The sequence below is a fragment of the Haloplanus salinarum genome (assembly GCF_009762275.1).
Lineage (GTDB): Archaea > Halobacteriota > Halobacteria > Halobacteriales > Haloferacaceae > Haloplanus > Haloplanus salinarum.
In genome coordinates this window covers 2,387,915-2,403,175 of record NZ_CP034345.1, presented here as the reverse complement: position 1 = coordinate 2,403,175, position 15,261 = coordinate 2,387,915, and the positions used below count along the sequence as shown (strand labels likewise).

Below are 15,261 nucleotides of genomic sequence, written 5' to 3'. Positions count from 1 at the left end.
AACCCGCCCGGGGGTCCAGAGGGGATATGGGGACGCTCCTGATCCGCGACGGTCGCGTCCTGCGCCCGGACATGACCGTCGTCGACGCGGACGTACTGGTGGACGGCTCGGCGGGCGAGATCGTCGAGGTCGGTCCGGATCTGTCGGGCGAGGAGACCCTCGACGCCGACGGCGGGCTGGTGATCCCGGGGCTGGTGAACGCACACACCCACGTCGCCATGACGCTCCTGCGGGGCCACGCCGACGACAAGCCCCTGGATCGGTGGCTCCGCGAGGACGTCTGGCCGGTGGAGGCGGCGCTCGAACCGGCCGACATCGAGGCCGGGGCCGAACTCGGCGTCCTGGAGATGATCCGCTCGGGGACCACCACCTTCGCCGACATGTACTTCGAGATCGATCGCACGGCGGCCGTCGTCGAGCGGGCGGGCCTGCGGGCCGTCCTCGGGCACGGCGCCATCTCGGCCGGGAAGGACGACGATGCGGCCCGGGCCGACATCGAGGAGAGCATCGAGACGGCACGGACGTTCGACGGCGCCGCCGACGGCCGGATCTCGACGGCGGTGATGCCCCACAGCCTCACGACCGTCACGCCGGACCTGCTCTCGTTCGCCGCCGAGGAGGCCGCCGAGGCCGGCGTGCCGGTTCACTACCACGCCAACGAGACCGCCGCCGAGGTCGACCCGATCGTCGAGGAGCGGGGACGCCGGCCCCTGGAGTGGGCCCGGGACCTCGGCCTCTGTCGGGAGGCGGACTTCCTGGCACACGGCGTCCACCTCGACGGGGACGAGATCGACCTCCTGGCGGAGACGGGGACGGGCGTCGTCCACTGCCCGGCCTCGAACATGAAACTCGCCTCGGGGATGGCGCCGGTCCAGCGCCTGCTCGACGCGGGCGTCGCGGTGGGACTGGGCACCGACGGCGCCGCCTCGAACAACGACCTCGACCTCTTCGACGAGCTGCGCGACGCGGCCATGCTCGGCAAGCTCGCGGCCGACGACGCGAGCGCGGTCGCCGCCCCCGACGCCGTCCGCATGGCGACCGCGGGCGGGGCCGCGGTGCTCGGCATCGACGCCGGGCGGATCGAACCGGGCGCCGCGGCCGACCTCGCCGTCGTCGACCTCGACGCCCCGCACCTGACGCCCGATCACGACCTCGTGAGCCACCTCGCCTACGCCGTCCGGGGGTCCGACGTCCGCCACACGGTCTGTGACGGAACGGTACTCATGCGCGACCGCGAGGTGTTGCCGCTGGACGAACGGGCGGTGATGGCGCGGGCCGAGCGACGCGCCCGCGATCTGCTGGCGCGGGCGGGTTAGTCGGCGGCCGGCAGCCGGATCGTCACGGCGGTGCCGCCCTCGTCCGGGCGCTCGATGTCGACCGTCCCCCCCGAGCGCTCGGCGATCCACGCGACGAGCCACAGGCCCAGACCGTCGCTGTGGTCGAGCGACGTCTCCTCGGCCGCGCGGTGGACGGCCACCTCCGCGGGCGGGATCCCCGCCCCGTCGTCGCGGACGGTCAGGGCGACGACCCCGTCACGGCGGGTGGCCCCGACCTCGATCCGCGGGGCGTCGTTGTGCCGGGCGGCGTTGTCGAGGAGCTCCTCGACGGCACGACCGACGAGCGGCGACGCCCGGACCGGCAGCGTCTCGGGGAGGGTCGTGACGACCGTCGCGTCGGGGAACGTGGCACCGACGGTGGCGACGGCCGCGTCGACGGCCGCCACGAGGTCCATCCGCCGGGGATCCATCACGGCGTCGGTCCGGAGCCGCTCCAGTTCGCGGAACTCCTCCGTGATCCGCCCGAGTGCCGTGCCGGCGTCCTGGATCGTCCTCGCCCGCGTGCGAACCGTCTCGGCGTCGACGGCGTCGGCCCCGTCGGCGTCGGTACGGAGGCGGTCCGCGGTCCCGACGATCAGGTTGAGCTTGTTGCGGAAGTCGTGACGGTGGACGCGGCTCAGGACGCTGAGTCGCTGGCGGAAGTCGTCGGCGCGACGGTGTTCGTCGGTGAGCTGTCGCCGGAGGCGGCGCTGCCGGGCGTCGTAGAGGCCGACCAGCAGACCGAGGACGGCCCCGCCGGCCGCGACGTTGAGCAGGACGACCGGGAACGCGGCGGGATCGACGGGGTCGGGGCCGAGCGCGAACAGGGCGCCGCCGATGACGGCGGCGAAGGCGAGCGTCCCGAAGAGGGTCCAGCCGCTGATCCGGAGCGCCGACTCGGCCAGGCCGTAGCGGTAGACGCAGATGGCGCCGACGAAGAGGGTGGCCGCGAGGCCGAGCGGGACGACCAGCCCGAAGACCGAGCCGAGGCGGCCGGTCGAGTCGAGGGCGGTCGCGGTGTGGACGGCGACGAAGGCCCACCCGAGGGCGACGAGGATGCCACCGCCGGCGACGGCGCGGGGGTCGGCGCCGCGGACGGCGTGCTCCCGGAGCGGCCACTGGTCCATCGTGTGGGCCTCGGCGACCACGATGAAATAACTTCCCGCCGTGGGGAGACGGTAGGGTTTTGCCACCGCTCGCGCAACGGGGCGTATGACACGCACGATAGCCGAGCGCCTCGACGACCCCGCGAGCGCACGGGCCGCGGGGCGACGGAAGATGGACTGGGCGGAGGCCCACATGCCCATCCTCGCCGAACTTCGGGAGTCGTTCGCCGCCGGGAAGCCGCTCGCCGGCGAGCGGATCGCCATGGCGATGCACGTCGAGGCCAAGACCGCCGTTCTGGTCGAACTCCTCGCGGTCGGCGGCGCGGAGGTGGCCATCACCGGCTGTAACCCGCTGTCGACACAGGACGGCGTGAGCGCGGCGCTCCACGCCGTCGACGGCGTCACCTCCTACGCCGCCCACGGGGTCGACACCGACGAGTATTACGACGCCATCGAGGCCGTCGTCGGCGTCGATCCGACGATCACCGTCGACGACGGCGCCGACATGGTCACCCACATCCACGACGAACACCCCGACCTGATCCCCCAGCTCAAGGGCGGCTGCGAGGAGACCACCACGGGCGTCCATCGCCTGCGGTCGATGGCCGACGACGGCGCGCTGGAGTATCCGATGTTCGCGGTCAACGACACGCCGATGAAGACGCTGTTCGACAACGTCCACGGCACCGGCGAGTCCGCGCTCGCCAACATCGCGATGACGACGAACCTCGCCATCGCGGGCAAGACGATCGTCGTCGCGGGCTACGGCTACTGCGGCCGCGGCGTCGCCAAGAAGGCCGCGGGCATGAACGCCGACGTGATCGTCACGGAAGTCGACCCCCGGCGGGCGCTAGAGGCCCATATGGAGGGGTACGACGTGATGCCGATGCACGAGGCCGCGGGCGAGGGCGACCTCTTCGTGACGACGACCGGCAACCGCGACGTGATCACGCGCGAGGATTTCGAGCGGATGGAAGACGGCGCCCTGCTGGCGAACGCCGGCCACTTCGACGTGGAGATCAACCTCGAAGAACTGGACGAGATGGCCGTCTCGACCCGCGAGGTCCGCGACGGCGTCGAGGAGTACGAACTCCCGGACGGTCGCCGACTGAACGTGCTCGCGGAGGGCCGGCTGGTGAACCTCGCGGGCCCGCTGTCGATGGGTCACCCTGTCGAGGTGATGGACCAGAGCTTCGGCGTCCAGGCCGTCTGCGTCCGCGAACTCGCCGTCAATCCCGACGCGTACGAGGCCGGCGTCCACGAGGTACCCGACCGGCTGGACCGCGAGATCGCGGAAGTGAAACTCGACGCCGAGGGCATCGCCATCGACGACCTCAGCGACGAGCAACGCGAGTACATGGACTCCTGGGACCACGGGACGTAGGGCTCACTCGGCCCGGTCGCGACGCCGGCAGAGCCAGGCGTATCCGCCGCCGAAGACGACCCCCCAGATGAGATGGGCGATCAGCGACGGCACTTGCAGGTTCGGCACGGGCGCGGAGAGACCGACCGCGCGGAGCCAGAGCGGCATCACGACCCCCGCGGCGACCAGCCAGAGGGCGACCCCGTAGCCCACGGCGAGGGCGGAGAGCCGCCGGCCGTCCCCGTCGCGGACCCACGGCGCCGTCGCGGTCACGAACAGGAGCGCGAAGAAGACGCTGTGATACAGGTGGCTGATCCAGCCGACCGCGACGTTCTCGACGCCGTAGAGGGCACCGATGATCCCGAATTGTCCGGCGCCGAACTGGGTCACCAGCCCCATCGTGAGGCCGGCGATCAGGCCCGCGACCGCCCCACGTTCGAGCCGGTCCGGCGTGACGCCGAACCGTCGTTCGGCGGGCGCCCCCCGACGGAGCGCGACGGTCAGGGCGGTCCCGCGACCGTCGGCGACGGGCGTCTCCACGGTCAGGTCGCCGTCGACGTCGTCGAGCATGAGTCGCGCGAGCGCGAGCCCGAACCCCGACCGGGGGTCGTCCGCCTCGGGAGTCACCCGGTCGCGGACGAGGCGCTGCTGGGCGGCGGGCAGCCCCGGCCCGTCGTCGACGATGCGGACCCGGACCGGCCGGTCGGGGCCGGCGGCCTCGACGCGCACCCGTGCCGAGCCGTCGCCGTGGACGACGGCGTTCTCGATCAGGTGTTCGAACATGACAGCGAGGTGGTCGAAGCCGCACACGTCGACGTCCGGCACGTCGTCGACCTCGACGGTCGCCGACGGGTGGTCACGCCGCACCGTCTCGACGGCCGCCTCGACGTGCCGGCGCAGGGAGACCGGATACGGGTCGCCGGACTCGGTCAGCAGGCCGACCACGTCGATGGTGTCGTCGATGGCGTCGGCGTGCCGGTCGACGACGGCCCAGTCGTCGGCTCCCTCGTCGTCGGCGCCGCGGCCGCCGACCGAGGCGTACCCCCCGATGACGTTCACCTTGTTGAGCACTTCGTGACGCAGGAGGCGGTTGAGGACGGTCAGCCGGTCGGCCTGTCGGCTCACGTCCCGGCGGTGGCGCCGGAGGCCGACGGAGCGAACGCCGGTGAGCGTTCCCCCGACCGCGCCGGCGACGAGGGCGTTCGCGACCAGCCGCGCCTCGGTCGTCGAGGGCGAGACGGGCCAGACGGCCGCGTAGGTCAGTCCGACGACGGCCGCCATCGAACCGGTGCCGAGCAGACACCAGCGGGCCACGACGGCGGCCTCCGCGGCGTCGCGGGAACTCATCGCCAGCCCGAAACCGAAGGCCGTGAGGCCGAACCCGGCGACCAGGACCGGCGCCTCGCTGAGGAGGAATCCGACCGTGGACGCGTCCGGCCGGAGGGACTCGATGACCGTATATCGGGTCAGGACGTAGCCGACCGCCGCGATCACCAGCCCGCCGACGCTGAGCCGGGTCGGAGATCCGATCGAGGGCGTCATCGAACCCCTTGTTTACCGACGAGCGGGAGAAAGGTACCGTTCGAAATATCACGCGTGCGAGTCGGGCCGGCGGACGGGTGATTTAACTCGGGCCATCGCCCAGAACGGGTATGTCCGCGAACCGCAAGGGTGACCGCCGGGAGCGCGAACTCGTCAACGAACTCGACGCGGCGGGGTTCGCGGTGATGCGCGCGCCCGCGAGCGGGAGCGCCACCGAGCGTGACCTCCCCGACGTGCTGGCCGGCGACGGCGACCGCTTTTTTGCCATCGAGGCGAAATCCAGCGCCGGCGACCCCATCTACCTCTCCGGCGAGGAGGTGGAGTCGCTGATCTACTTCGCGCGCAACTTCGGCGCCAACGCCCGGATCGCCGTCCGCTTCGACCGCGAGGACTGGTACTTCTTCCACCCCGGCGACTGCCACGTCACCGACGGCGGCAACTACCGGGTGAAAAAGGAGACGGCGCTCGCCGACGGCGAGGACCTGGCGGGGCTCGTCGGCCACTCGACGCAGGCGCGTCTCGACGACGCCTAGGCGGGGGTCGTCCGGGCACCGGCGTCGGCCCGGGGGTTCGGTCGGGACTCGGCGTCGGCGGTCCGGGGCGAGCGCAGCCGCGAGGCCGGGAAGGCGTAGGCGCGTACCGGCCCGTCGCGCTCGACGGCGTCGACGTAGACGGCCTCGAAGACGGGTTCGTGACGGCCGTAGTCGGCGTTCGAGGGGTAGTCGGCGACGAGCCGCCCCTCGTCGGTCTCGACGCGGTCGGCGCGTGCGCCCGTGGCGGCGACGACGAGGAGTCGGTCGCCCGTCTCCCGGTCGACGACGCGGTGGCCCGGGCGGCGGGCGTGACGCGCACAGAGCGACGGGCCACGGGTTGCGACGGGGACGAACGTCCGTCCGCCACAGACCGCACAGACGGCGGTCCGGCGTCCGGGCGGCGGGACCAGGCGGGCGGTGACTTCGAGGGCGACCCGGCGGAGGTGTTTACAGCGGGCGCCCCGGACCTCGTGGTCCGGGCAGGTGCAGGTCGTGGCGTCGAGGTCGACGACGTACGTCTCGCCCTCGCCGTCGGTCTCGACGGCGTACCGGCCGTCGCGGAGCGGCCGGACGGCCATGGCTTCGACGCGGGCGCGCCGGGCCCGACCGGTCGTGCCGGCGGCCGGGAGCGTGGTCTTGGAACGGGTGGCTGGCAGTGACGCGGGTGTGTGTGCTGGGTGCGTCATGGTGTGGGTGGAGTCGCCGTGATCGCAGGACTGCGGGGCGATCGGGAGCGTCGCGATCCCGGCGTGAAACCGGATCGCTCCGTCGGCGACACTAGGGGCTCGATACACCTAAACCTTCGTCTCACGCGTTCTCTGAGGGAAATCACGGCGAATCGCTGACGGCGCGAGCATCGAAGCTCTTTTGCCGGGGCCGACGGATGCCCGAACATGGAACTCGAAGAGGGGATGGTCCGGAAAATCGCCATCTCCGTCGGCGCAGTGGGCGTTTTCGTCGCGCTCGTCGTCGGCATCGGCACCGCCTACAACGACGGCGGCCTCGGATCGACCGGCGGCCTGGCGCTCGTGGTCACCATCGCCGTGTTCATCCTCGCGATGGCCGGGGTCGGCCTCTTTCTCGCGGACTGACGGGTCCGGACGGACCGTCGCGGGTCGTTCGCCCCGCCCTCATACGGATTATTGTAACTGGTTGCCGGTGGTTCGCCGGACCGTCTCGGCGAACCACCGGTAATGACTTACAATAAACAGTATCAGTCGTCGCTCTCGGACCGGTCGGCGTCGGCCACGGCCGCCGCGTAGTACCGACGCGGGTGGTCGATGGTCTCGCAGCGCTCGTCGGGGTTCACGCAGTCCCCGAACGTCGCCATCGTCGCACACGAGGGGGCCGGATACTGGCTGCCACCCCCGCCGTCGTCGGCGAGCACGGTCGCGCGGTAGGAGAGGTCGCCGTCGTCGAGGCCGGGCCACCGCTCGGCGATGGTGTCGGCGTCGAGGCCGAGCGAGACGAGGAAGGCCGTGGCGGCGAAGGCGGAGTGGGGTGGCAGGTCGCCGTCGGCCCGGTCGAGCAACGCCCGCATGCAGGGTGGGAACCGCTCGGGGGCGACGGTGTCGACGGACGGCAGGCGTTCGCGCTCGGCGAGGCGGTCCCGGAGCGCGGTCACGTCGTCGTCGAGGGCGGCCGCGAGGGCGTCGCCGCCGGCGCTCCCGCGAACCTCGAAGGGCAAGCCCGACGCCACCCGGCGGCGGACGGCCTCCCGGAGCAGTCGGTGGAGCTCCTCGCTCGCCACGGGCACCTCGCCGTCGGCCAGGTCGCGGTTGACCAGTCGCCAGTCCGCACCCCAGTCCGGATCGGTCAGGCGGAGGTAGGCCGTCACGTCGATGCGAAACGTATCGCGTCCGGGGTCGCCGCTCCCGTCCGCAACCCGCCGCACCGCCCCGTCGAGGTCGAAATCGTCGAGGAACGTCGGGAGGTCGGCCCGCGGCGTCGCGACGCTGCGCAGTTCCGCGTCGTCGGCCGCGAGGTCCGCCCGCAGGCGCTCGAAGGCCGTCTCGGCCTCCGCGTCGGCGTACTTCTCGACGGCCGCGCGGACGTCGACCAGCGAGACGAGGATGCGGGCGATGGGATACGAGAGGAGTTCGTCCCGGTCGCTCCAGCGTTCGGGCGTCTCGGAGGCGACGGTACCCGACATGAGCGCGCGTTCGACCCGTTCGCGGGCACGGTCGACGGCGGGGTCGCCCTCCGTGACCAGTCGGGGCGGGGAGATGTCCGCCTCCTGAACCGCCGCCCGCGCCGCGTCGAGGAAGGGATACCGGGCGTAGAGCGGGTCGGGACGCATCGCCGAACGGTTGTGTAGCGGGGTGGATAAGCGCGACGGTCGGGGCAGCCGGGACCACACGACCTAAGTTCGCGCCCGCACTGGAAGCGGTCGTGCCGACGTTCGACTACCCCTGTCCCGACTGCCGGGCGACAAACAGCCTCCACGATACGGATTGCCGGTTCGAGGGGACGCCGTGGGCGACGGTCGAGGCCGCCTACGTCGACGTGGTGGCGGTGCTCTCGGGGGGCGTAACCGACGCCGACGACCTCCCCGAACTGGTCGAGGAGTGGGGCCCGCTCCGGCAGGCGGCAGTCGAGCGACTCCGCCGCGACGGCCGGGTCGACGACGCCAACGACCGACTCCGCCTCCTGCCGGCCGACGAGTACCGCGAGGCGGTGTCGGTCCCCACCCGCGAGCCGATCAAGACGGTCTACGAGCGCGGGAGCGTCCCCGGCTGTCACGACAACGCCGTCTTCGCCATGATCGCGTGGTACGAGATGGTCGGGCTCTCGTGGCCGGAGACGAAGGAAAACGTCGTCGAGTGGCTCCGCGAGAGCGGGGCGTGGGACCGCGGCGGCTTCGAGGAGGCGAGCCCGGAGGCGCTGGTCGAGAAGAAACGCCACGTCTACGCGTCGGGCTACGGGTGGAAGGAGAAGGCCACGGCGGCGAAACGCGTCATCGAGCGGAGTCTGTAACGCCCCCGTTCTCGGCGCGTGGGAACCCCGCCGAACACGTCGCACGTAGACATACTCCGTAACCCCGCACAGGTTGCCGTATGGTATCGGGCGAGACGAGCGACCGGTCGGGAGAACCGTGGCCCCAGCAACTGCTCGAGAGCCCGTGGTTACTCGCGGGGGCGGGGCTGCTGTATTTCACCCTCTCGTACATCGTCTGGGGGCTGATCGACCTGATGTCCGTCCAACCGGGATGATGAAGTCACCGATCGAACCGCCGGAAGGCGATTGGTGGAACGAGACGGTGAGCAGACGCGAGACCATCTGGCTCGGCCTGTCGGGTGTCTGGGCCGTGACGCTGTTCGGCTGGATGGCCGGGTGGATGCAGTTCGGCGAGCAGAACCAGGTGGGCGAGACGCTGAAACTCTCCACCGCGGCCTACCGCGGGAAGGTGAACGCCTACAAGGGGTCGGCCGGTTCGGTCGCCGCCTCCCCACCGCCGGCCCCGCGCCGTTTCTCGTCGCCGTCGTCGTCCTCGGCACCGCCCCGACGGGACCCGTCGTCTTCGACTTCCAGTCGTCGCTGGCGGGGACGAGTGCGGACATCGACCCCGACCTGCTCTGTACGAAGTCGACCGATGGCGGGGAGGCGGTGGTCCACTGTCACCCGACCGAATCCGAGGGCATCGATCACGTCGTCGTGATGAGCGGCGGCGAACCGGTCACCGTCGACCGCGATCCGCCGTTCGACTTCGACGTCCGCGAGGGCCAACTGACGACCGTCACCGGACAGAAGCAGTTTCAGGTCGTCCTCGAGGACGCCGACGGCAACACCGTCCGCCGCTACACCCGGACGCTGTCGATGGTGCCCGAGTCGTGACGGCCGAAAGTATTTGTCTCGTCCCGCACGTCCTGAGCGCATGGTCTCCGATTCCACCCTCCACGCACTGCTCGGTGCCGTCGTAACGGTCGTCCTCTCGTTTATCCCCTTCTCGCCCGTCCTCGGGGGCGGCGTGGCCGCCTACCTGAACGAGGCCGACGCCTCGCAAGGACTCCGGGTGGGGGCGCTCTCGGGAATCATCGCGACGGTGCCGCTCGTCCTCTTCGGTCTGCTTCTCGTCTCCTTCCTCGGCTTTTTCGCCCTCGGCCTCCGGGGCGGTGCGGCTCTGGGGATCGGTGGCCTCCTCGTCGTCACCGTCTTCGGGCTGATCGCCGCCGTCTACACCGTCGGCCTGAGTGCGCTCGGCGGCTATCTCGGCGCGTATCTGGTCGACGAGCTGTGAACGGGGCGGGCTGGACGCCCGTCAGTCGTCGGCGAAGGCCCCGACGCCGCCGGAGACGGAGACGGCCGCCTCGTTGGCGGCGACCCACCGCAACAGCAGGAACGAGAACACGTACTTCGCCAGGACGTCGAGCGCGGAGTAGCCCCACGAGGTGAGCCCGACGGACTGCACGAGCGCGAAGCCCTCGACGCCGACGGCCCAGATGATCGGATAGCCGAGCCACAGCACGACCGTGAGCGCCCGGAGCGTCCCGAAGATATCGCCCGTGCCGGCCGACGCCGCCGACCGCGGCCACTCGACCAGCAGGGCGTACAGGACGACGGCGAAGAAGGCACAGCTGATCGCGTAGAACAGCCACCGGGACAGGTACGACGAGGTGACCAAGGCCGCGGCGAGGCCGGTCAGGCACATCCCGACGTCCGCCGCGATGACCGCAAAGAGGCTCCCGGCGTCGACGTCGGCGAGCAGTCCCAGCGCGAGCAGTATCAGCGGCGTCGACAGGGCCCACGTGAGATACCGACCCCACTGGCTCATCACCTCTTCCCCGGCCAATGCGTGCCCCGCCGGCATCTCGATGAAACCGACGGTCAACCCCGACAGCAGGCCGAGGTAGCTCGAAATCGAGACGAGCGGGATCATGAGCGTCGCGGCCCAGATGAGCCGGGGACGACCCCCGGAGACGTTCCGGCCCATGTACACGAACAGCAGCGTGGCGAACCCCGCCAGGGCGACGTTGACCCACAGCGAGGAACTGAGCAACACGTCGTTCTGTATCTGCGAGACCGCTTCCCCCTGTGTCTGGAGCAAGACGCCGAGTGAGCCGATCGGATCGAGCATCGTACCCGGCGTACGTCCCGTACCCACAAATACCTGAAGACGATCCGACGATTTCACTCCGATCGTGTACTCGATGCGTCATCGACCGGACGGGTCGGCGGGTCTCCCGGGTTCGGTGCTCGTCTCGCGTGATTCGAATCCCGCGAGGCGAACTCACACCGCGTTCTACGACGTACTCGAAGCGGACGGGGAAGTCCGCGTGATCGGGATCGTGGACGTCGACGAGGCACACAAGCGCTACGGGTTCGATTGAACGGGTACGTGACTGCGTTGGTCGGTTTCCCGAAAGAGATGGCTCCGTTCCGAAATACGGGATCCGAGTCCGACGGCCCTCGTATTCGAAACTTCGAAATAGCCCCTCTCTGCGGCCAAATTCTGACGTTCTGGTACTGCCACGGGCACGATAGGAGTCCCGCGAGCGACCGAAGGGAGCGAGAGGGACTACATCGTGGCGTTCACACACGCCTCGCTGACGCTCGGCGGTGTTCACGGGCACGATGGGATCCGGTTCGCTGGCGATATGTAACCCCGATGGTAGCGAACGCAGTTCGTCCACCCAAACCTTTTGCCTGTAAGCGTTGTAAGGATTGAACAGAGGTGTCGGCACGTATGTCCAACGCCAGCAAACGAATCCCGGTCACTGAGGAGCGGTGGAAGGAACTGAACGAGCTCAAGGGGGCGGGCGAGACGTACGACGACCTGCTGAGGGAACTGATCCAGGAACACCAGCGTCGACAACTCGTCGAACGAGCGAAGGAGGTCCGTGAAGCAGACACTGACGAACTGACGGCGCTCGATGAGTTATGAGGTTCTCCTCGCGGAGGAAGCCCGTGAGTACGTCGCCGCGTTAGACGAGAAGAGCACACGCATCGTGAAGGACAATCTCCGGAAATTGGCGGACGATCCGTATCCGAGACCGGATTCGGGATCCGGTGACAAAGAGAAGCTGGTGATCGAGGGCGAGGAGCTGTATCGTCTGCATATCGGGCGAACTCACACCGCGTTCTACGACGTACTCGAAGCGGACGGGGAAGTCCGCGTGATCGAGATCGTGGACATCGACGAGGCACACAAGCGCTACGGGTTCGATTGAACGGGTACGTGACTGCGTTGGTCGGTTTCCCGAAAGAGATGGCTCCGTTCGGAAATACGGGATCCGAGTCCGACGGCTCTCGTATTCGAAACTTCGAAATAAACCCTCTCTGCGGCCAAATTCTGACGTTCTAGTACTGCCACGAGCACGATGGGAGTCCCGCGAGCGACCGAAGGGAGCGAGCGGGGCTACATCGTGGCCGCTCGCTCCGTTCGCTCGCGGCCACGATGGGATTTGAACCCGATTGCGAGGCTCGCTGACGCTCGTCTCGCGTGGTTCAAATCTCACGAGGCGTTCACACACGCCTCGCTGACGCTCGGCGGTGTTCACGAGCACGATGGGAGTCCCGCGAGCGACCGAAGTGAGCGAGCGGGGCTACATCGTGGCCGCGAACGACCGAAGGGAGTGAGCGGGCACGATGGGATTTGAACCACGGTCGCGGCGGAGCCGCTCCCTGATTCAAATCCCACGAGGAGTTCGGCGGGCCTCGCTGTCGCTCGGCCACGCCGTCACGGGCACGATGGGATTTGAACCCACGACCGTCGGATGGCTTCCCCCGCGGGCCGTCGGGGTTAGAAGTCCGACGCTCTATCCGGACTGAGCTACGTGCCCCCGTCGGCGAGAAGGCGGGGGAGTCAAAAAACGGTTCGGCTCGGCGCCCAGCGGGCGGACACGACAGAGTATAAGGCCACGAGGCGGGTACGGGAGGTCGATGAAGGTACTCGGCACCGTGGGGCTCCCCGGGAGCGGCAAGGGAGAGGCCGCCACGGTCGCACGCGAGGCGGGCGTGCCGGTCGTGACGATGGGCGACGTGATCCGGGAGGCGTGTCGCGACCGGGGGCTCGATCCGGACGAACACCACGGCGCGGTGGCGACGGCGCTCCGCGAGGAGGAGGGCGAGGCGGCCATCGCCGAGCGGTCGCTCCCGCGGATCGAGGCGGCGCTTTCGGACGCGGAGACGGTCGTCGTCGACGGCCTCCGGTCGCCCGCGGAGGTGGACCGCTTCGAGGCGGCGTTCGGCGACGCGTTCGTCCTCGTGAGCGTCGAGGCGCCGTTCGAGACCCGGGCGTCGCGGCTGGCCGACCGCGGACGCGACGCCTCCGACGCCGACCGGGAGGCCCTCCGCGAGCGCGAGGAGCGCGAACTCGGCTTCGGGATGGGCGAGGTCATGGATCGGGCGGACGTGACCGTCGAGAACACGGGATCGCTGGCGGCGTTCCACGACCGGATCCGCGACCTGTTGGCCGTGGAGGTCGAACGATGATCCACCGGATCGACGTACGGGTGGTCGCACCCGTTCGCGACACGGAGGTGACCGACCGAGTGGCCGACGCGGTCCGCAACCTGTTCCCGAACGCCGAAATCGACGAGGAGCCGGGACGGCTGGTGGCCGAGGCCCACTCGATGGAGGGGTTCTCCGAGCGCCTGCACGAACAGGAGATCCTCGACACCGCCCGGACGGAGTTCTTCCGGCGGGCCGACGACGACGGCTTCGCGTTCGCGCTGAAAAAGCAGGCGGCGTTCGAGGGCGTGATCAACTTCGCCGTCGGCAACCCGGACGAACTCGGCGACATCGAGGTACAGGTGACCGTCCACGAACCCGACGTGGAGGCGTTCGTCGACCACGTCGCACCGCCGACCGAGGAGGGGCGGCCGGTCGAACGCGACGACGGGTGAGGGCAGCGCGGGGCTTTTTCGGCGTGCCGACCGAGAGCGGGCCCATGGAGTTCACCGTCTCGACCGACGCCCGCCTCGACGTGGTGGACGTGACCGACCGGGTGGCCGCGGCGATCCCCGACGACGCCGACGGCACCGTCACCGTCTTCGTCGAACACACCACCGCGGGCGTCGTCGTCAACGAGGCCGAACCGAACCTGCTCGACGACGTGGAGGCGTTCCTCTCGGATCTGGTGCCCGACGAGGGGTGGGCACACGACCGGCTGGACGACAACGCCGACGCACACCTGCGGGCGTTGGTGCTGGGCCCGGGGGAGACGGTTCCGGTGGTCGACGGCACCCCAGCGCTCGGCCGCTGGCAGTCCGTCCTGTTCGTCGAGTGCGACGGCCCCCGGGAGCGGACGGTCCGGGTCGTCTAGACGAACCACAGGACCGCGAGGTAGAGCAGGACGACGCCGAGGACGTCACAGACGTTGGTGACGACGGGGATCACCACGTCGTCGGGATCGAGTTCGAACCGGTAGGCCGCGTAGGTGGCGACGACGGTGACGAGGACGGCGAGGACGGCGAGCGAGAGGCCGCTGGTGATCGAGACGGCGAGGACGGTCGGGAGCGGCAGGTTCGTCGACCCGGCGAGCGCGGTCAGCCCCCACGCACCGAGGCCGACGAGCGGGAAGATGGAGGCCGCGAGCGCGACGGTAGCGACGGCGTTACCCGCGAACGTCTCGTCGTCGGCCGCGAAGGAGAGCGTCCCGAGGTGGAAGGCCGTCGAGAGCCGGGCCGCGAGGATGCTCCCGAGGTTGCCGGCGGTGCCGATGGTGACGGGCACGAGGACGAGCAGGGAGGGATAGCGCAGGAGCGTCGACTCGAAGCGCCCGAGGACGAGGCCGCTCCCGAGTTCGACGAGGGTCAAAATCAGGAGGACGGGAAGCATCGCGCGCGTGATGGCGCGGACGGACCACGTCGTCGACATTCAGGCGGCCCCCAGGAGGAGCGCGACGGTTCGGACCGCGATCAGGAGAAAGAGGACGCCGAAGACGTCGCCGGTCGTCGTGACGAGGGGGCCGACGAGCGTGTCGGGGTTGTGACCGCGGCGGTAGCCGGCGAAGACGACGGCGACGACGACGGCGGTGAGCGTGACTCCCGAGAGGAGGCCGGCGACGAGGGCGATGCCGAGGAGTCGGCCGAGGCCGGCGACGGGCAGCCCGAGCGTCGAGAGGATGGCGACGGCCGCGGCGGCGGCGAACAGCGAGGTGGCGACCCCGTTGGCGAGGGCCGCGGCCGCCGCGGCGCGGAGGCGGCGGTCGCCGGCGCGGACCCGCGGCTCGATCAGTCCCTGGTGGAGGCCGGTCGCCAGCCGCGCCCCGAACGAGCCGTAGACGTTGCCGCGGGTGGCGAGCAGGGCGGGCACGAGGACGAGCAGGCCCTCGACGGTCTGGAGGTCCGAACGCATCCCGCCGAGGACGAGGCCGGCCAGCAGGCCGCCGACGAGGCTGGCACCGAGCGCCGGGAGTGCCTCGCGGTAGGCCTCGACGGCAACCTCCTGGACGCTCATCG

The 15,261-nt window shown here is 70.2% G+C and carries 21 protein-coding genes and 1 tRNA gene; 14 read left to right on the top strand and 8 right to left on the bottom strand.

The features are described 5' to 3' along the window. Nucleotides 1–26: 26 nt before the first annotated feature. Nucleotides 27–1,316: an amidohydrolase gene (locus EI982_RS13740; protein WP_157690236.1), complete on the top strand. Its 1,290-nt coding sequence runs from the start codon at nucleotides 27–29 to the stop codon at nucleotides 1,314–1,316. Here the strand turns inward: EI982_RS13740 and EI982_RS13735 are convergent. Further along, on the bottom strand, nucleotides 1,313–2,443 hold the full coding sequence (locus EI982_RS13735) for a sensor histidine kinase (RefSeq protein WP_199243637.1): 1,131 nt from the start codon (nucleotides 2,441–2,443) through the stop codon (nucleotides 1,313–1,315). The genes EI982_RS13740 and EI982_RS13735 overlap by 4 nt on opposite strands. Nucleotides 2,444–2,528: 85 nt before the next feature. On the opposite strand from EI982_RS13735, the gene EI982_RS13730 reads away from it, so the two are divergent. Beyond that, nucleotides 2,529–3,806: an adenosylhomocysteinase gene (locus EI982_RS13730; protein ID WP_157690234.1), complete on the top strand. Its 1,278-nt coding sequence runs from the start codon at nucleotides 2,529–2,531 to the stop codon at nucleotides 3,804–3,806. Between the two features lie 3 nt (nucleotides 3,807–3,809). Here the strand turns inward: EI982_RS13730 and EI982_RS13725 are convergent, their stop codons facing one another. Continuing rightward, nucleotides 3,810–5,327 carry a sensor histidine kinase gene (locus EI982_RS13725; RefSeq protein WP_157690233.1) on the bottom strand — a complete coding sequence of 506 codons (1,518 nt, stop codon included), beginning with the start codon at nucleotides 5,325–5,327 and terminating at the stop codon, nucleotides 3,810–3,812. Between the two features lie 110 nt (nucleotides 5,328–5,437). On the opposite strand from EI982_RS13725, the gene hjc reads away from it, so the two are divergent. Further along, the gene (hjc, locus tag EI982_RS13720; RefSeq protein WP_157690232.1) at nucleotides 5,438–5,860 is read left to right on the top strand and encodes a Holliday junction resolvase Hjc; all 423 of its coding nucleotides are present in this window, start codon (nucleotides 5,438–5,440) and stop codon (nucleotides 5,858–5,860) included. On the opposite strand, the gene EI982_RS13715 is transcribed toward hjc, so the two are convergent. Then, nucleotides 5,857–6,546: an SWIM zinc finger family protein gene (locus EI982_RS13715; protein ID WP_157690231.1), complete on the bottom strand. Its 690-nt coding sequence runs from the start codon at nucleotides 6,544–6,546 to the stop codon at nucleotides 5,857–5,859. The two genes, hjc and EI982_RS13715, sit on opposite strands and share 4 nt — an antisense overlap. A 207-nt stretch (nucleotides 6,547–6,753) precedes the next feature. Between EI982_RS13715 and EI982_RS13710 the strand changes: the two genes are divergently transcribed. Next, on the top strand, nucleotides 6,754–6,951 hold the full coding sequence (locus tag EI982_RS13710; protein ID WP_157690230.1) for a DUF7472 family protein: 198 nt from the start codon (nucleotides 6,754–6,756) through the stop codon (nucleotides 6,949–6,951). Between the two features lie 122 nt (nucleotides 6,952–7,073). Here EI982_RS13710 and EI982_RS13705 read toward each other — a convergent pair whose 3' ends face one another. After that, entirely contained in the window at nucleotides 7,074–8,159 is a 1,086-nt protein-coding gene (locus tag EI982_RS13705; RefSeq protein ID WP_157690229.1) for a DNA primase large subunit PriL, read from the bottom strand. A gap of 92 nt (nucleotides 8,160–8,251) precedes the next feature. On the opposite strand from EI982_RS13705, the gene EI982_RS13700 reads away from it, so the two are divergent. From EI982_RS13700 to EI982_RS13690, 4 genes are all read left to right on the top strand, one after another. Next, nucleotides 8,252–8,836: a DUF7474 family protein gene (locus tag EI982_RS13700; RefSeq protein ID WP_157690228.1), complete on the top strand. Its 585-nt coding sequence runs from the start codon at nucleotides 8,252–8,254 to the stop codon at nucleotides 8,834–8,836. An 80-nt stretch (nucleotides 8,837–8,916) separates the two neighbouring features. Then, nucleotides 8,917–9,072 (top strand): hypothetical protein, encoded by a 156-nt coding sequence (locus EI982_RS18485; RefSeq protein WP_199243636.1) that lies wholly within the window; start codon nucleotides 8,917–8,919, stop codon nucleotides 9,070–9,072. A gap of 121 nt (nucleotides 9,073–9,193) precedes the next feature. After that, entirely contained in the window at nucleotides 9,194–9,694 is a 501-nt protein-coding gene (locus EI982_RS13695) for a hypothetical protein (protein WP_157690227.1), read from the top strand. A 40-nt stretch (nucleotides 9,695–9,734) separates the two neighbouring features. After that, entirely contained in the window at nucleotides 9,735–10,097 is a 363-nt protein-coding gene (locus EI982_RS13690) for a DUF5518 domain-containing protein (RefSeq protein ID WP_157690226.1), read from the top strand. 21 nt (nucleotides 10,098–10,118) lie between these two features. Here EI982_RS13690 and EI982_RS13685 read toward each other — a convergent pair whose 3' ends face one another. Then, the gene (locus tag EI982_RS13685; RefSeq protein WP_157690225.1) at nucleotides 10,119–10,934 is read right to left on the bottom strand and encodes a bacteriorhodopsin; all 816 of its coding nucleotides are present in this window, start codon (nucleotides 10,932–10,934) and stop codon (nucleotides 10,119–10,121) included. Nucleotides 10,935–11,007: 73 nt separating this feature from the next. On the opposite strand from EI982_RS13685, the gene EI982_RS13680 reads away from it, so the two are divergent. The 3 genes from EI982_RS13680 (at nucleotide 11,008) to EI982_RS13670 (ending at nucleotide 12,027) form a co-directional block, all read left to right on the top strand. Next, nucleotides 11,008–11,187, top strand: coding sequence for a hypothetical protein (locus tag EI982_RS13680; RefSeq protein ID WP_199243635.1), 180 nt, complete (start codon nucleotides 11,008–11,010; stop codon nucleotides 11,185–11,187). 356 nt (nucleotides 11,188–11,543) lie between these two features. After that, a complete protein-coding gene (locus EI982_RS13675) occupies nucleotides 11,544–11,741 on the top strand; it encodes a hypothetical protein (protein WP_114448940.1) in 198 nt (65 codons plus the stop codon). Further along, a complete protein-coding gene (locus tag EI982_RS13670) occupies nucleotides 11,731–12,027 on the top strand; it encodes a type II toxin-antitoxin system RelE family toxin (RefSeq protein ID WP_157690224.1) in 297 nt (98 codons plus the stop codon). The genes EI982_RS13675 and EI982_RS13670 overlap by 11 nt, the downstream gene beginning before the upstream one ends. A 512-nt stretch (nucleotides 12,028–12,539) precedes the next feature. On the opposite strand, the gene EI982_RS13665 is transcribed toward EI982_RS13670, so the two are convergent. Continuing rightward, a tRNA-Arg gene (locus tag EI982_RS13665) sits at nucleotides 12,540–12,639 on the bottom strand. A gap of 100 nt (nucleotides 12,640–12,739) precedes the next feature. Between EI982_RS13665 and EI982_RS13660 the strand changes: the two genes are divergently transcribed. From EI982_RS13660 to EI982_RS13650, 3 genes are read left to right on the top strand one after another with little or no spacing between them, the layout of a single operon-like run. Further along, the gene (locus EI982_RS13660) at nucleotides 12,740–13,291 is read left to right on the top strand and encodes an AAA family ATPase (RefSeq protein WP_157690223.1); all 552 of its coding nucleotides are present in this window, start codon (nucleotides 12,740–12,742) and stop codon (nucleotides 13,289–13,291) included. Continuing rightward, the gene (locus EI982_RS13655; RefSeq protein ID WP_157690222.1) at nucleotides 13,288–13,704 is read left to right on the top strand and encodes an RNA-binding domain-containing protein; all 417 of its coding nucleotides are present in this window, start codon (nucleotides 13,288–13,290) and stop codon (nucleotides 13,702–13,704) included. Before EI982_RS13660 ends, EI982_RS13655 begins: the two co-directional genes overlap by 4 nt. A 44-nt stretch (nucleotides 13,705–13,748) precedes the next feature. Beyond that, a complete protein-coding gene (locus EI982_RS13650; RefSeq protein ID WP_157691218.1) occupies nucleotides 13,749–14,123 on the top strand; it encodes a secondary thiamine-phosphate synthase enzyme YjbQ in 375 nt (124 codons plus the stop codon). Here the strand turns inward: EI982_RS13650 and EI982_RS13645 are convergent. Then, entirely contained in the window at nucleotides 14,120–14,677 is a 558-nt protein-coding gene (locus tag EI982_RS13645; protein ID WP_157690221.1) for a magnesium transporter, read from the bottom strand. The genes EI982_RS13650 and EI982_RS13645 overlap by 4 nt on opposite strands. Further along, nucleotides 14,678–15,259 (bottom strand): magnesium transporter, encoded by a 582-nt coding sequence (locus EI982_RS13640; RefSeq protein ID WP_157690220.1) that lies wholly within the window; start codon nucleotides 15,257–15,259, stop codon nucleotides 14,678–14,680. Nucleotides 15,260–15,261 lie beyond the last annotated feature (2 nt).

Bases quoted from the DNA above. Each gene is read 5' to 3' on its own strand.
- EI982_RS13740 (WP_157690236.1), top strand. From the start codon at position 27: ATGGGGACGCTCCTGATCCGCGACGGTCGCGTCCTGCGCCCGGACATG.
- EI982_RS13735 (WP_199243637.1), bottom strand. From the start codon at position 2,443: ATGGACCAGTGGCCGCTCCGGGAGCACGCCGTCCGCGGCGCCGACCCC.
- EI982_RS13730 (WP_157690234.1), top strand. From the start codon at position 2,529: ATGACACGCACGATAGCCGAGCGCCTCGACGACCCCGCGAGCGCACGG.
- EI982_RS13725 (WP_157690233.1), bottom strand. From the start codon at position 5,327: ATGACGCCCTCGATCGGATCTCCGACCCGGCTCAGCGTCGGCGGGCTG.
- hjc (WP_157690232.1), top strand. From the start codon at position 5,438: ATGTCCGCGAACCGCAAGGGTGACCGCCGGGAGCGCGAACTCGTCAAC.
- EI982_RS13715 (WP_157690231.1), bottom strand. From the start codon at position 6,546: ATGACGCACCCAGCACACACACCCGCGTCACTGCCAGCCACCCGTTCC.
- EI982_RS13710 (WP_157690230.1), top strand. From the start codon at position 6,754: ATGGAACTCGAAGAGGGGATGGTCCGGAAAATCGCCATCTCCGTCGGC.
- EI982_RS13705 (WP_157690229.1), bottom strand. From the start codon at position 8,159: ATGCGTCCCGACCCGCTCTACGCCCGGTATCCCTTCCTCGACGCGGCG.
- EI982_RS18485 (WP_199243636.1), top strand. From the start codon at position 8,917: ATGGTATCGGGCGAGACGAGCGACCGGTCGGGAGAACCGTGGCCCCAG.
- EI982_RS13690 (WP_157690226.1), top strand. From the start codon at position 9,735: ATGGTCTCCGATTCCACCCTCCACGCACTGCTCGGTGCCGTCGTAACG.
- EI982_RS13685 (WP_157690225.1), bottom strand. From the start codon at position 10,934: ATGCTCGATCCGATCGGCTCACTCGGCGTCTTGCTCCAGACACAGGGG.
- EI982_RS13680 (WP_199243635.1), top strand. From the start codon at position 11,008: ATGCGTCATCGACCGGACGGGTCGGCGGGTCTCCCGGGTTCGGTGCTC.
- EI982_RS13675 (WP_114448940.1), top strand. From the start codon at position 11,544: ATGTCCAACGCCAGCAAACGAATCCCGGTCACTGAGGAGCGGTGGAAG.
- EI982_RS13670 (WP_157690224.1), top strand. From the start codon at position 11,731: ATGAGTTATGAGGTTCTCCTCGCGGAGGAAGCCCGTGAGTACGTCGCC.
- EI982_RS13660 (WP_157690223.1), top strand. From the start codon at position 12,740: ATGAAGGTACTCGGCACCGTGGGGCTCCCCGGGAGCGGCAAGGGAGAG.
- EI982_RS13655 (WP_157690222.1), top strand. From the start codon at position 13,288: ATGATCCACCGGATCGACGTACGGGTGGTCGCACCCGTTCGCGACACG.
- EI982_RS13650 (WP_157691218.1), top strand. From the start codon at position 13,749: ATGGAGTTCACCGTCTCGACCGACGCCCGCCTCGACGTGGTGGACGTG.
- EI982_RS13645 (WP_157690221.1), bottom strand. From the start codon at position 14,677: ATGTCGACGACGTGGTCCGTCCGCGCCATCACGCGCGCGATGCTTCCC.
- EI982_RS13640 (WP_157690220.1), bottom strand. From the start codon at position 15,259: ATGAGCGTCCAGGAGGTTGCCGTCGAGGCCTACCGCGAGGCACTCCCG.